General features: G+C 67.7%; 2 protein-coding genes and 1 pseudogene. All 3 read right to left on the reverse strand.

Features of this window, described 5'->3' with window-relative positions; all coding sequences use genetic code 11:
• Positions 1-28: 28 nt before the first annotated feature.
• A complete protein-coding gene (locus ACQP1T_RS21460; RefSeq protein WP_433754834.1) occupies positions 29-4,573 on the reverse strand; it encodes a type I polyketide synthase in 4,545 nt (1,514 codons plus the stop codon).
• Positions 4,574-4,726: 153 nt separating this feature from the next.
• Positions 4,727-10,291 (reverse strand): type I polyketide synthase, encoded by a 5,565-nt coding sequence (locus tag ACQP1T_RS21465; RefSeq protein WP_433754835.1) that lies wholly within the window; start codon positions 10,289-10,291, stop codon positions 4,727-4,729.
• A 5-nt stretch (positions 10,292-10,296) separates the two neighbouring features.
• A pseudogene (locus ACQP1T_RS21470) lies at positions 10,297-15,801 on the reverse strand (type I polyketide synthase); the annotation flags it as partial.
• Positions 15,802-15,826 lie beyond the last annotated feature (25 nt).

Raw genomic sequence — 15,826 nt, forward strand, 5'->3', positions numbered from 1 at the left:
ATTCGGTTGGCGGACAAGCTGATCCACGTCAGGTGGTCTGCTCGGCGATCTGCGCCGCGAGATGACCGGCCAGCTCTACCGGCGTCGGGTGCTCCAGGATCATCCGGATCGGCATTTCCAGCCCCGTCGCCGCGACGATTCGCTTGCGAATCTGCAGCCCCGAGATCGAGTCCATACCGAGTTCGAGGAACGGTGTGGTCGACTCGATCTCGTCGACGGATTCGTAGCGCAGCACCGTCGCGATCTCGTTGCGGATCAGCTCGACGAGCAGCCGCTCCTGCTCCGCCCTCGACAGCTCGGACAGTTCCGAGAGCATCGAGCTGTGGTCCGGCACTGTCTGTTCGCGGTGCGAGCGCAGACGGCGGAATTCCGGCAGGTCCGCGAAGATCGTGCCGGACCGGGTCCGTGCGAATACGGATTCGGGCTGCTCCCAGTCGATCTCGGCGACCAACGCCTCGGCCGCACCGGATTCGACGGCGTGCTGGATGGCGGTGACCGCGGTGTCGGGATCCATCGGTTTGGTGCCGATCTCGGTGCCCGGCCACGCGTCCCAGCCGATCGCCGTCGCGGCGAGCCCGCGGGACCGGCGCCGCTGCGCCACCGCGGCCCCGTAGGCACTGGTGACCGCGGCACCGGCGCCACCCGATACCCCCCACGCACCGGCGGCGGGCCCGAGCAGTACGAAGGCATCGAGGTCGCAATCGCCGAGTAGTTCGTCCAGGTTCGCGATCGCGGACGTATCCCCGGACTCGACATCGTCGAGTGCGGCAACCGAATTCGGCTGCCCGATGTGGACTACGGCGGTGAGCTCGGCGCCGATATCTTCGATCAGCCCGCGGAGGTCGGCTCCGGACGCGGGCACGACACGCTGCGCGCCCACGTCGGTCAGCCAACGCGCGACGCGGTCGGCGAGTTCACCGGCCGCGCCGGACACAAGGACGGTTCCGGCCGGACGCCAGCGGCGCGGCGGTTCGGCACCGGAGGTCCGGATGCGTTGCACCCGCCGTGCGAACACACCGTCGGATCGCACCGCGACCTGGTCGTCGTCACCGTGACTGATGATGGTGCACAGCGACGCCAGTACATCGGCATCGAGCGACTCCGGCAGGTCGACCGATCCGCCCCAGCGCTGGGCGAATTCGATGGCGGCGACCCGGCCGATACCCCACAGCCGGGCCTGCTCCGGATCGGTCGCCGCATCGTCGGGGCCGGCCGCGACGGCTGCGGTGCTCACACACCAGAGCGGTCGATCGAACCCGACCTCGTCGAGCCCCCGCAGCAGCCGGACCGTCGCGGGTACGCGGCCGAGCAGCGACAGCATTCCCGCAGGCCGTTCGGCTGTCAGCGAATCACGCAGGGACGCAGCGACATCCGGTCCAGTTGCATCGACAGGCAGCTCGATCGGGCGGACGTCACCGAGGTGGTCACGCACTGCCGCGACGACAGCGGCCACCCGCTCGTTGTCCGCGCCAGCTGGCACGGCCACGTACCAGGTGCCGCGCTTCGGTACCAGTGGGCGCCGGGTGAGTCGCTCGAATGTGATTCGGTAGCAACAGTTGTCGGCTCTGGAGCCGCGATTCGCGCGCTGCCACCAGGAGGCCAGTTGCGGCAGCACCGTCGCGAGCGCGTCGGTGTCGGCGCCGCCGAGCAACGCCGCCAACTCGTTCGTGTCGCCGCGCTCGACGAGGTTCCAGAACGTGCTGTCGGTCGACTCGGTGCGCCGCCGCTCGGCGCCGAATTCGTCGGGCAGCCAGTACCGCTGGCGTTGGAACGGGTAGGTGGGCAGATCCGGGCGGTAGTGCGCGCCGCCGGAGGCGAACGCGGCGCGCCACTCGACGGCGACGCCTTCCACATACAGCTCGGCGGCCGAGGTGTAGAACCGGGTCAGGCCGTCCTGCCCGCGCTGCAGCGTCCCGCCGGTCAGCACCTGGACCGACATATCGCTGGCAACCTGATCGACGGCGGGCAGCAGTACCGGATGCGGACCCGGTTCGACGAATGTGCGCCACCCGGCCCGGATCGCCGAACGCATCGCCGAATCGAACCGAACGGTGCTGCGCATATTGCGGAACCAGTACTGCGCGTCGAGGGCCGAGGTGTCCAGTTCGTCGCCGACGACCGTCGAATAGAACGGCACTTCGGCCGAGCGCGGGATCATCCCGGCGAACTGCTCCAGCACCTCGTCGCGGAACTTGTCCACGGCGGCCGAATGCCCGGCACCCGTGGCACCACGCACATAGCGGACCCGGGCCCCGAGTTCGGTGAGTTCCTCGGCAAGTTCCGCGAGTGCCGAAGGCACACCCGAAAGCGTCACGGCCTCGGGCGAATTCACGACGGCGACAGCGACATCGTCGCCGAAGCGGCCGATCCGTTCCTCGAGTTCGGCACCGGTCAGGCCGACAACCGCCATCATCGTGCCGTTGGTCAACGTGGCGAGCAACTTGCTGCGGATCGCCACGATCTTCGCTGCGTCCTCGAGCGATAACGCCCCGGCGACGTACGCGGCCGCGACTTCGCCCTGTGAATGTCCGACGACCGCCGCGGGCACAACGCCGAACGACTTCCACAGCTCGGTGAGCGACACCATGATCGCGAACAGCGCGGGCTGGACGACATCGACCGTTTCCAGCGCCGGTGCGCCCGGATCCCCGCGCAGCACGGCGCTCACGGACCAGCCCGTCCACGGTTGCAGTGCCGCTTCGCATGCCGCGATCGACCGGGCGAATACCTCAGAGCTCGCCAGCAATTCACGACCCATGCCGACCCACTGACCACCGTGCCCGGGATAGATGAATACGGCCGGACCCCGATTCCGGGAAACTCCCAGCGCCACCCGGGGATCCGGTGCCCTGGTCCGGATCGCGTCGAGCCCTGCCGACAGATCCTCCGTGGCGCTGCCGATGATTACCGCGCGGTTCTTGAACGACGCCCGCGACGCCAGCGAGTATCCGACGTCGACCGGGTCGGCCTTCGTCGTCGACAGCCAGTCCTGTAGCCGGACCGCCTGCGTCTCGAGTGCGGTCGCGGTCCTGGCCGAGACCACCCACGGGACGACAGCGACCGTGTCGCGGGTGGGCTCCGGCATTTCCGCTGGCGGCGGTGAGGAGACGATGACGTGGGCGTTCGTGCCGCTCACACCGAAGGACGACACCGCACCGATCCGCGGCCGATCCTCCTGCCACGCAATCGGTTCCGTCAGTAGCCGCATCGCGCCCGAGGACCAGTCGATCTGCGACGACGGCTCCTGCGCGTGCAGGGTCGGCGGCAGCACGCCGTGGCGGATCGCCATCACGAGTTTGATCAGACCCGCGATGCCCGCGGCGGGACCGGCGTGGCCGATATTCGACTTGATGGAACCGAGGAATAGTGGCCGGTTCGGTTCGCGGGCCGTACCGTAGGCGGCCAGCAGTGCCCCCGCTTCGATCGGATCACCGAGGGCCGTGCCGGTGCCGTGCGCCTCGACGACGTCGACCGCGGCGGGCGACAGCTGGGCGTTGGCCAGCGCGGCGCGGATAACCTGTTGTTGGGCAACACCGTTCGGCGCTGCCATACCGTTCGAGGCACCGTCTTGATTGATCGCGCTGCCGCGAATCACGGCGGCGACCGGATGGCCGTTGCGTCGGGCATCGGACAAGCGCTCGAGCAGCACGATACCGATACCCTCACCCCAGCCGGTGCCGTCCGCGGCGTCGGCGAATGCCTTACATCGGCCGTCGGGCGCCGCGGCGAGCCTGGTCATGCCCAGTAGCATCGGCGTGGACATCACCAGGGTCCCGCCCGCGACGGCGAGATTCGATTCCCCGCTCCGAAGCGATTGGCACGCTTGATGAATCGCCACCAGCGAGGAGGAGCACGCCGTATCGACGGTGATCGCGGGGCCCTCCATACCGAACGCGTAGGCCAGCCGGCCGGACAGCACGCTCGACATGCTGCCGGTCATCATGTGCGTCGCGTCGCTGTCGTCGGGGATGTACCGGATCGCCGCCTGGTCGTCGCCGTGGATGTGGCCGAGATCGTCGGCGGCCCCGTGCTCGCCGTCCGGGCCGGTCAGGATGTCGTTGTCGGTCTGCACGATCGAGGCCAGGTAGTCGAGGCCGGTGGCGCCCATGAAGACACCGGTCCTCGAGCCGCGGATATCGCTCGCGCGGATGCCCGCGCGTTCGAACGCCTCCCAGGTGACCTCGAGCAGCATGCGCTGCTGCGGATCCATCAGCAGCGCCTCCCTGGGGGAGATGCCGAAGAAGTTCGAATCGAATCCGGCGATATCGGCGATGAACCCGCCCGACTGCGCGTAGCCCTGCTCCAGATCGCTCGACTTGGTCGAGATCACCTCGTGCATCGACTCCCAGCCACGATCACTCGGATACGGCCCGATCGCGTCGACCCCGGACGAGACCAGTTCCCACATATCATCCGGTGTCTGCACCCCGCCCGGATACCGGCACCCCATTGCGATAACGGCGATCGGCTCACGCGATCGTTCTTCGACTTCGGCGAGACGGCGACGAGACTCCTGCAAGTCCAAGGTGACTTTCCTGAGGTAGTGCCGCAGCCTGTCCTCGCTCGCAGTCATGATTTCCTCTCGGAGCGGTCGATCGACGGTGAATCATGCAATTCGATTCACCACTTTTGTCATACTGCACGAGCTCGACCTGCACGTCCAGGCCGAATGCCGCCACCGGTGACGACTACGAAAAGCCGAGCAGCCTTACTATTTCAGCCGATTTCAGCCCATGGCGTCCCGCCCTTCGTCGCCGAGTCCGAGATCGCTATCGATGAATGCGAACAATTCGTCGTCGCTGGACGGCACGGTCGCCGCTCGCGCGCTGTCGAATCGCGCGGTCAACTGTCGTATTCGCCGGATCGCCTCGATATGCTCGCGGCTGTCGCTGGCGAATTCGGTGAGCGCGCTTTCGATTTCGTCGATCCGCGCCGCGAAATCGAACTTCGCGGTTTCCGAAATCGGCAGCGACATTCGGAAATGCCGCGCCACCGAGATCGGTGTCGGATGGTCGAAGGCGACGGTCGCCGGGAGGGTGATACCGGTCGCCTGGGCCAAGCGGTTGCGAAGTTCCACGGCGGCAAGGGAATCGAAGCCGAGCTCCTGGAAGCTGAGGTCCGGATCGACCGCCTCGGGGCCGGGATGGCCGAGCACCGCGGCGACGTGTGTGCGCACCAGTTCCGAGAGGACCCGCAACCGCTCCTCGTCGGACAGGCCCGCCAACCGCGCCGCCAATGCGCTCGCCGCTTCGGCTGCCGCCGCGCCGTCCACCGCACCCGATGCGGGCGCGCGCACCAGCGCTCGCAGGATCGGCGGTACGAAACCCATTGCCGCTGCCTGCGCCTGCATGCCAGGCCGGTCGAGTCGAGCGACCGCGACGGCCGCGCGGTCCGCGGCCAGTGCCGCGTCCCATCGGGCGAGCGCCTGCGCCGACGTCATCGCGACCAGCCCGCCCCGGCGCAGCCGCGCACGGTCGCTTGTCTCCAGGGCGCCGGCCATCCCACCGGCCAGATCCCAGAGTCCCCACGCCACCGATGTCGCGGGCAGTCCCTGCGCCCGCCGATGATCGGCGAGCGCGTCCAGGAATACGTTGCCCGCCGCGTAATTCGCCTGTCCTGGCGCGCCGATGAGGCCCGCGACCGACGAGAACATCACGAACCCGGCCAGGCTCATGTCCTGGGTCAGCTCGTGCAGATGCCAAGCGCCTGCCGCCTTGGGTGCCAGCACCGCGTCCAGGCGTTCCGGTGTCAGCGAGGTGAGGACGCCGTCGTCGAGCACACCCGCCGCGTGTACGACCGCCGTCAGCGGATGCTGCGCGGGCACGGCAGCGAGCGCGCTCGCGACCGAAGGCCGGTCCGTCACATCGCATGCCACCCACTCCACGCGCGCACCCGCCGCGGTCAATTCTGCGGTCAATTCGGCCGCGCCGTCGACGGCGGCACCACGGCGCCCGACCATTACTACGCAACGCATGCCGCGATCCACAACCAGGTAGCGCGCTACCGCCGCACCGAGTGCGCCGCCACCGCCGGTGATCAGTACCGAGCCCATGCGATCCCAGGCAGCTGCTTTCTCGCTCGGCTCGATGGGTATCAGCCGTGGCGCCAGCACGCGTCCGTCCCGGACCGCGAGCTGCGACTCCGCACCTGCGACCGCGACCGGCCACCCTCGGCCGATGTCGTTGTTGCCGTCGACGTCCACCAGCACGAACCGGCCGGGAAACTCGAGCTGCGCGCTGCGCACCATGCCCCACACCGGGGCCTCGGCGATACCCGGCACCGTCTCATCGGCACCCGTGGCGATCGCCCCCTGGGTCACGACCACCAACGGCACCTTCGGCCCAGCCGCGACCCAATCTTGAAGCAGGAGCAGCACGGTCGCCGCCAGCGCACGTGCCCGATCGGCAATCGTTCCGGCCTCGGCCAGCTCAGCGCACGAAACCACCACCCCCGACGGTGCCCGAGCGCCCTCGGCCAACGCGGTCACCACCGCCTGCACATCGTCGAACCACCGCACGCCGACGCCGAGCTCGACCGGACCGCCGATTCCCCATACCGTGCCGGACACCCCGACGCCACCGACCACGGGTACCCAGTCGACGCCGTATATCGACTCGCGGCCGCCGACAGTGGACGCGAGCTGCTGCCGGGTCACTCCGACGACCGTGACGGCGTCGATTGTGAGGATCGGCCTGCCCGCATCGTCGGCGACAGCCACCGCCAGCCGATCGTCCACTCGCCGCAGCAGCACCCGGAGTCGGGACGACGTGGCTTCGCCCCACACCGATACGCCTTCGAACGCGAAGGGCAGCCAGACCAGGTCGGCGTCGGACATGTCCGACGCCTTCGCCGCTTCGGCGACCGCCCACGCGTGCAGTGCCGCATCGAGCAACGCCGGATGCACTCCGAACCCGGACAGCTCGACACCCGCACCGGGCGGGACCTCTACCTCCGCGCACAGCTCGTCCGCACCGGTGCGCCAAACTCGTTGCACGCCACGGAAAGCCGGACCGTATCCGTAGCCGAGCACGGCCAGCCGCTCGTATCCACCGGTCACATCCGTAGGTTCGGCGCCGACCGGCGGCCACACATCCGGCTCCCCCGGCCTCGGGGCGGGTGCGGTCGTCAGCACGCCCGTCGCGTGTCGCACCCATCCCGCGAGCTCGCCATCGTCCGGGCGCGAGTACACCGCGACCGACCGTTGCCCCGATTCGGGACCGACAACCACCCGCACCGCCACGCCCTGCTCGACCAGCAACGGCTCTTCGAGCACGATTTCCTGTATCCGACCGCCGACCGCCGACCGCGCCGCCGCCGACACCAGTTCGACCAGACCGGCACCGGGCAGCAGTACCGACCCGAATACCGCGTGATCACGCAGCCACGGTTGCTCGGCAGCGGATAGGTGCCCGGTGAAAACAGTTTCGCCGCTGGGCATCTCGACCGTGGCCCGGAGGATCGGATGAGGGATCCGGTCGAGGCCGAAGCTGCGTGCGTCCGCGATGGTGGCGGCGGGTGAGAGCCAATAGCGTTGCCGTTGAAACGGATACGTTGGTAGGTCCACCGCGCGGGCGCCGGTTCCGGCATAGAAACGCGACCAGTCGACATCGACACCGGCGCAATGCGCTTCGGCCACCGCACGGACAAGAGTTTCGACCTGATCGCGCCCACGACGCTGAATCGCGACCACCGCCTCGGCATCGATCAACCCGGCCAGCACCGCATCCGGACCGACCTCGAGGAACCGCGACCCACCAGCCGCCCGAGACGCGGCGATACCGTCGGCGAACCGCACCGGCTCACGCACCTGCCGCACCCAATACCCCGGATCCGCCAACAGGTCCGACTCGAAATGGCCGGTCACATTCGACGCGACCGGGATTCGCGGCCGCTGAAATGCCAAGGCCGCTACTACTCGGCGGAATTCGTCGAGCATCGGTTCCATCAACACCGAATGGAATGCGTGACTCACCGTCAGACGACGGGTGCGCCGATCCGCCCAACGCTTTTCGAGTTCAGCGATGCCCGCCTCCGGACCTGATACCACGACCGACCCTGGTCCGTTGATCGCCGCGACCGAAACCCCGTCCGGCAAGTCGCCGACCTCGCATGAGGTGCCAATCGCGTGGATTTCGTCGTATTTCTCGACCGCATCGATCTCGACTGCCAGCATCGCTCCCCCCGCCGGGAGCCCCGCCATCAAACGCCCACGAGCACCCACCAAACGCACCGCATCCTCGAGCGACAACACACCCGCCACATGCGCGGCAGTGATCTCACCAATCGAATGCCCGATCACCACATCCGGTACCACACCCCACGATTCGAGCAGTCGCGCCAGTGCGACCTCGATGGCGAAGATGCCCAACTGTGTGTTGTCAGTGCGATCCACATCAGTGTCGGACGCGAAAAGCCACGCCGGATCACAGACCTCACGCACCGCATCCGCGAACACCGGGAATGCCTCGAACAGTTCACGGCCCATATCCGCGTACTGCGCGCCTTGCCCAGGGAATGCGAAAACTGTCTTACCGCCGACTATCCGTCGCGGTTTCACAGCGCCCAGTTCGGATCGCCCCAGCACCGCCGCCCGCCACGGCAAATGCGCCCGCGTCGTCGCCAACGAAAACCCGACATCCAACGCCGAGATCTCGCCCAACACCGATAGTCGATCCGCCTGTGCCACAACAGCTTCAGCGGAACGCCCGGAAATCAGCCACGGCACAACCACACCAGCCCGCAGCGACGATCCGGTAGCCGCTTGCGGCGGCCCCCACGCGGTCCCCGCCTCCAGCAACAGCGACTCGGTCCCCGGATCCAGCTCCGGCGACTCGGCCCCTGCCTGCGATACCCGCCGACTCCCCGCCCGCGACGCCGTCCCGTCCCCAGGTTCCGGTGACGCCCACTCCGCAGGGGCCTCCTCCACAATCACATGCGCATTCGTCCCACTGATACCGAACGACGACACCGCAGCCCGCCTCGGCCGCCCCACCGACACCCACGACCGAGCCTCCGTCAACAATCCCACGGCACCGGAATCCCAATCCACATGCGGCGATGGCGCATTCACGTGAAGACTGCGCGGCATCAATTCGTGCCGCATCGCCTCCACCATCTTGATGACACCTGCGACCCCTGCGGCCGCCTGAGTGTGCCCCATATTCGACTTGATCGACCCCAACCACACCGGCTCGCTTCGACCCTGACCGTAAGTCGCCAACAAAGCCTGGGCCTCGATCGGATCACCCAGTGTCGTTCCGGTCCCATGCCCCTCCACCACATCCACATCAGCGGCCGTCAGCCCAGCATTCGCCAACGCCGCCCGAATAACCCGCTCCTGCGACGGACCATTCGGCGCCGTCAAACCATTCGACGCACCATCCTGATTCACCGCACTCCCACGAACCACACCGAGAATCCGGCGACCTTCCCGCTGAGCATCCGAAAGACGCTGCAACACAACAACACCCGCACCCTCACCCCACCCAACACCATCCGCCGCCGCAGCAAACGACCTGCACCGACCATCCGGCGACAAACCACGCTGACGCGAAAACTCCACGAACACAGCCGGTGTCGCCAATACGGTCACGCCGCCCGCGAGAGCCATGCCGCAGTCGCGTGCCCGCAACGACTGACATGCCTGATGGATCGCGACCAGTGAGGAGGAGCATGCGGTGTCCACCGATATCGCCGGGCCCACCAACCCCAGCGAATACGCGACCCGCCCCGAGACGACGCTCGCCATCCCGCCCGAACTCAGGTAACCCTCCAACTCGTCGCGGTGGTCGCTGGTCGCGGCGGCGAACCCGTAGTCGTGGTACATGACGCCCGCGAAGACGCCGGTATCGCTGCCCCGCACCGACATCGGGTCGATTCGCGCGTCCTCGAGCGCCGCCCACGCCACCTCGAGCAGCACGCGTTGCTGCGGGTCCATCGCCAATGCCTCACGGGGCCCGATGCCGAAGAATCCGGCGTCGAAGTTTCCGGGCTCGTCGAGGAATGCGCCGAAGCGGGTGTAGGACCTGCCGCGCGCTTCCGGGTCCGGATCGAACAACTGCGCGTCCCAGCCGCGATCGATCGGGAACTCGCCGACGACGTCGCGGCCTTCGGCCACCAATTCCCACAAGGCGTCCCGCGATTCGATGCCACCCGGATAGCGACACCCGACACCGATGATCGCGATCGGTTCGGTCAACTCGGCGGCGAGTTCCCGATTCTCGGTGCGGAGCCGTTCGGCTTCGGTGATCGACTTCCTGAGCGCTTCGACAAGCGGATCCTGTGCGTTCATCACGGTCAGCTTCCGTATCGGGAGGCGAGTTCGATCAATTGAGCGGCGTCCATATCGGCGATCGCGGCGGCATCGGCCTGGGGCTCGTCATCGGCGGTGTCGGCCGACGCCGCGGTGTCGGCGGCGAGTTCGGCGATGAGGTCGGCGAGCCCGGCCTTGCGAATCCGATCGAGCGGAACCGTCCGCAGCGCCCGCCGGAGCTCGTCGTCGCTCACGGTGGCATCGCCCCTCTTCGGTTCCACGACCAGCTGATCCAGCAGATAGGTTGCGATCGCACCCGGCGTCGGGTAGTCGAAGACGACCGTGGCGGACAATGTGATCCCGGTGGCATGGGCGAGGCTGTTGCGGAGTTCTATGCCTGCCAGCGAGTCGAACCCGAGGTCCTGGAACGACAATTCGGGATCGATCGCCTCGGGACCGGGATGGCCGAGAGCCGTTGCGGTCCGCGATCGCACCAGGTCGAGGACATACGCGTGCCGCTGCTCGGCGGTGAGCCGCACCAAATCCTTTGTGAGCGAAGACTTTGTCACAGGATCGCCCGCAGTCGAGGACACATTGATCAGCCGGTGCAGCATGGAATGCAACCGACCCGCACGCGCGCTCGCGCGCAGCCCGGGAAAATCGAGCTTCACCGGCGCGACCACCGGTTCGCCGGTCGCGATCGCGGCGTCGAACAATGCCAGCCCCTCGGGAACGGTCATGGCGTGCAGTCCGAGCCGATCCCGGATCACCCTGGCGACTCGCGTGAATGTCGCCGCGTCGGCCGCACCGGCCATGCCCGCGGTTCGGTCCCACAGCCCCCAAGCGAGCGAAATGCCCGGCAGCCCTTGTCCGCGGCGGGTGTGCGCCAGCTCGTCGAGCACCGCGTTCGCCGCCGCGTAATTACCCTGCCCCGCGCCGCCGAGCAGCGGTGCCGCGGACGAGAACAGGATGAAGGCCGACAACCCGTATTCCCTGGTCGCCTCGTGCAGGTGCAGCGCCGCATCCACTTTGGGCCGCATGACCCGGTCGAGCTGATCGGCGGTGAGCGATTCGATCGTCGCGTCGGCCAGCACACCCGCGGCATGCACGACCGCCGTCAGCCGAGGTATCGATCCGATCAACGCCTGGACAGCCGCTCGGTCGGCAACGTCGGCCGCGACGATATCGACAGTGGCACCGCGGTTTTCGAGTTCGGTCCGCAAGTCGGCAACCCCGTCGGCAGCCGGTCCCCGACGCGATACCAGCACCAAGCTCCGGACGCCGTGCTCGGCGACGAGATGCCGGGCCAGGACCGCACCCAACCCGCCGGTACCGCCGGTGATCAGGACCGCGCCTTCGCCGAACGATGCCGGAACGTCACGGGTCGCGGTCTTGGTCAGGCGCTGGGCATAAACCGCATCGCCGCGCACCGCGAGCCGTGGCTCGACGGTCGCGAGCAGCGCGGGCCAATCGACACGATCGGAGCCGGACAGGTCGACGCTCAGGAACCTGCCCGGATGCTCGGCCTGCGCGCTGCGCAGCAGACCCGATACCGCCGCGCCGACGAGATCGGCCGGTTCCGCGGCGTCGACGACTGCCGCGACGCGGGTTGTCACCACCAATCGCGCACTCGCCGTGCGGGGTTCGGTCAGCCAGGTCTGTAGCAGTCGCAGCATCGACGCGACGCCCGCGCGCACCGCATCGGGATCAGCGCCGGTACCACCGCGCGGCGCGGCGCACACCACCACTGGGGGCCATACCGCGCCGCCGTCGACCGCGGCCACAAGCTCGGCGAGATCGGCGTACTTGCCCTGCACCTCGACGGTGCCGTCGACAACGACGTCACCGAGGAGCGCGACCACCGGTGTCGGCCGATCGGTTTCCGCCGGAAGCGATATCGGCTCCCAGGTGGGCGTCAACAGAATGTCGGCGGCACCGGCGGAGCGCAGCGCACCGGCGTCCGCCGGGCGAGAGTCGAGCGCGCCCATCGTCCACACGAGGCGGCCGTGCTCGTCGGTGGCGGTCAGATCACGCATGCCTTCCGCGCCGACGCGCAGAGACACGCGAACCGCCGACAGACCGGCACGGTGGGCTTGGACATTGCGGAATGCGAACGGCAGCAACACCTTTCCCGGCTGAATCCGATCACCGGCGCTTGCGATCACGACATGGAATGCCGCGTCGAACAGCGCGGGATGGATGGCATACCCCGACGCATCGACCCCTGACGGCAGCGCGACGTCGAGCATGATCTCGTCGTCCCGGTGCCATGCGGCTCGGACGCCCTGGAAGGCGGGACCGTATTCGTATCCGAGGTCGGCCAGCTCGGCGTAGAGATTCGCGATCGGCACCGGTTTCGCATCAGCCGGAGGCCACTGTGCTTCCGGCAGTGGCATTCCCACGGGCTCGGCCGGCGCGACGGAGCCGACCGCATGCCGGGTCCAAGAGGTCGGTTGACCGTCGATATCGGGCCTCGAATGGACCACGACCGCACAGTGGCCGCGCTCGTCCGGTGCGGTGATCTCGAGCTGGACCGCTACCGCCACCCCGGCGTCGAAGACCAGCGGCGATTCGAGCACCAACTCCTCGATGCGGGGACAATCCACCAGTCCGCCCGCCGCCGACACCAGTTCGACCAGACCGGTACCGGGCAGCAGTACCGAACCGAACACGACATGATCAGCCAACCAAGGCTGCGACGCCACCGACAACCGACCGGTCACCACACGTTCGCCGGACCCGGCCAGCGACACCGCTGCCGACAACAGCGGGTGATCGACACGTTCCAGCCCGAGCCCCCCGACGTCGCCGATGGTTGACGACGGTGACAGCCAGTAGCGTTGGCGCTGAAACGCATACGTCGGCAAGTCGACCTGCCTGGCACCGGTTCCGGCATAGAACTGCGTCCAGTCGACATCGACGCCGTGGCAGTGCGCATCCGCCACAAAACGCACAAGTGTCGCTACCTGCGCGCGGCCACGCCGCTGGGCGGCCAGTCCGTCGACAGCGGCTGAGAAAACCGCATCCGGCCCTACCTCGAGGAACCGGCTGCCACCGGCCTGCCGGAGCGCGGCGATACCGTCGGCGAACCGGACCGGTTCGCGCACGTGGCGCACCCAATATCCCGGATCCGCCATCAGGTCCGACTCGAGCTGGCCGGTCACATTCGAGGCGATCGGGATCTTCGGTGAATGCCAGGCGACCAGGGCACACACCGCGGCGAATTCATCGAGCATCGGTTCCATCAAGGCCGAGTGGAACGCATGACTGACCGTCAGTCTGCGGGTGCGGCGGTCTGCCCAGCGAGCCTCGAGTTCGGCGATGCCCGCCTCCGGACCTGATACCACGACCGACCCTGGTGCGTTGATCGCCGCGACCGAAACCCCGTCCGGCAAGTCACCGACGATGCCGCTCTCGACGATCTCGACGATCTTTTCGACCGCATCGGTCTCGACTGCCAACATCGCTCCACCCGCCGGTAACGCCGCCATCAACCGGCCACGAGCAGTCACCAAACGCACCGCGTCTTCCAGTGACAACACACCCGCCACATGCGCGGCAGTGATCTCACCGACCGAATGCCCGATCACCAAATCCGGCACCACACCCCAGGATTCGAGCAACCTCGTCAGCGCAACCTCGATCGCGAACACACCCAACTGTGTGTTGTCCGTGCGATCCAGGTCAGTGTCGGACGCGAAAAGCCATGCCGGATCACAAATCTCACGCAGCGTCTCAGCGAACACCGGGAACGCCTCGAACAGTTCACGCCCCATCCCCACGTACTGCGCACCCTGCCCCGGGAACACGAACACCGTCTTCCCCCCGACCACCCGGCGCGGCACAACAGCACCCAGTTCGGATCGATCCAGCACCGCCGCCCGCCACGGCAAATGCGCCCGCGTCGTCGCCAACGAAAACCCGACATCCGCCCCCGACACCTCCCCTGACGCCGACCCCACACCCAACATCGACAGTCGACCCGCCTGTGCCACAACAGCTTCAGCAGAACGCCCGGAAATCAACCACGGCACCACCGCGACACCTGCCTCCCGCGACGTCGCCCCTCCTCCAACTTCCCGCGACACCGCCCCGGCCCCAACTTCCCGCGACACCGGCCCGTCCGCAGCTTCCCTCGACGCTGCTCCGTCCCCAGGTTCCGGCGACGCCCACTCCGCAGGGGCCTCCTCAACAATCACATGCGCATTCGTCCCACTGATACCGAACGACGACACCGCAGCTCGCCTCGGCCGCCCCACCGACACCCACGACCGGGCCTCGGTCAACAACCGCACACCACCGGAATCCCAATCCACCCGCGAGCTCGGCGCATCCACATGCAACGTCGCAGGCATCGTCTCGTGCCGCATCGCCTCGATCATCTTGATCACACCCGCCACACCTGCGGCCGCCTGCGTATGACCCATATTCGACTTGATCGACCCCAACCACACCGGCTCGCTTCGACCCTGCCCATAAGTCGCCAACAAAGCCCGCGCCTCGATCGGATCACCCAGCGTCGTGCCAGTGCCATGCCCCTCGACGACATCCACATCGCCAGCCGTCAGCCCTGCGTTCTCCAGCGCCGCCCGAATCACCCGCTCCTGCGACGGACCATTCGGCGCCGTCAAACCATTCGACGCACCATCCTGATTCACCGCACTCCCACGGACCACACCGAGAATCCGATGACCGTTGGCCCGAGCATCCGACAACCGCTCCAGGACCAACATGCCGACGCCTTCACCCCAGGACACGCCATCGGCCGCTTCCGCGAACGACTTACACCGGCCGTCCGGCGCCAGACCACGCTGACGCGAAAACTCCAGGAACATCGCGGGTGTCGCCAGCACGGTCACGCCACCGGCCAATGCCAGTCCGCATTCCCCCATGCGCAGGGCTGTGCATGCCTGATGCAGGGTCACCAGTGACGACGAACATGCCGTGTCCACCGAGATCGCCGGTCCGACCAAGCCGAGGGAGTAGGCGATACGCCCGGACACCACGCTGCCGCCGCCGCCCGCGCTCAGGTAACCCTCCAGCTCCGCGCTGCGGTCGCTGGTCGCGGCGGCGAATACGTAGTCGTGGTACATAACCCCGGCGAATACCCCGGTATCGCTGCCCCGCAACGACATCGGATCGATGCGGGCGTCCTCGAGTGCCGCCCAGGCGACCTCCAGCAGCAATCGTTGTTGCGGATCCATCGCCAGCGCCTCACGCGGCCCGATCCCGAAGAATCCGGCATCGAAATCACCGGCGTCGTAGAGGAATCCACCGGCGCGTGTGTAGGACTTGCCCCGCACCTCGGGATCCGGGTCGAACAGTCCGTCGACATCCCAGCCTCGATCGAGCGGGAACTCGCCGATAACGTCGCGACCTTCGGCCACCAGCTCCCACAAGGCTTCACGCGACTCGACGCCGCCTGGAAAACGGCAGCCCACACCGACGATCGCCACCGGCTCGCGGCTCTGCTGCTCGACCTCTTGGAGCCGACGCCGCAGAGTGCGCAACTCCAGCCCGGAGCGCCTCAGGTAGTCGAGGTACTTGTCGTTGTCCATGGCTTCCTTTTCGGGG

This window comes from Nocardia sp. CA-135398 (genome assembly GCF_050955845.1).
GTDB lineage: Bacteria > Actinomycetota > Actinomycetes > Mycobacteriales > Mycobacteriaceae > Nocardia.

Bases quoted from the DNA above. Each gene is read 5' to 3' on its own strand.
- ACQP1T_RS21460 (WP_433754834.1), bottom strand. From the start codon at position 4,573: ATGACTGCGAGCGAGGACAGGCTGCGGCACTACCTCAGGAAAGTCACC.
- ACQP1T_RS21465 (WP_433754835.1), bottom strand. From the start codon at position 10,291: ATGAACGCACAGGATCCGCTTGTCGAAGCGCTCAGGAAGTCGATCACC.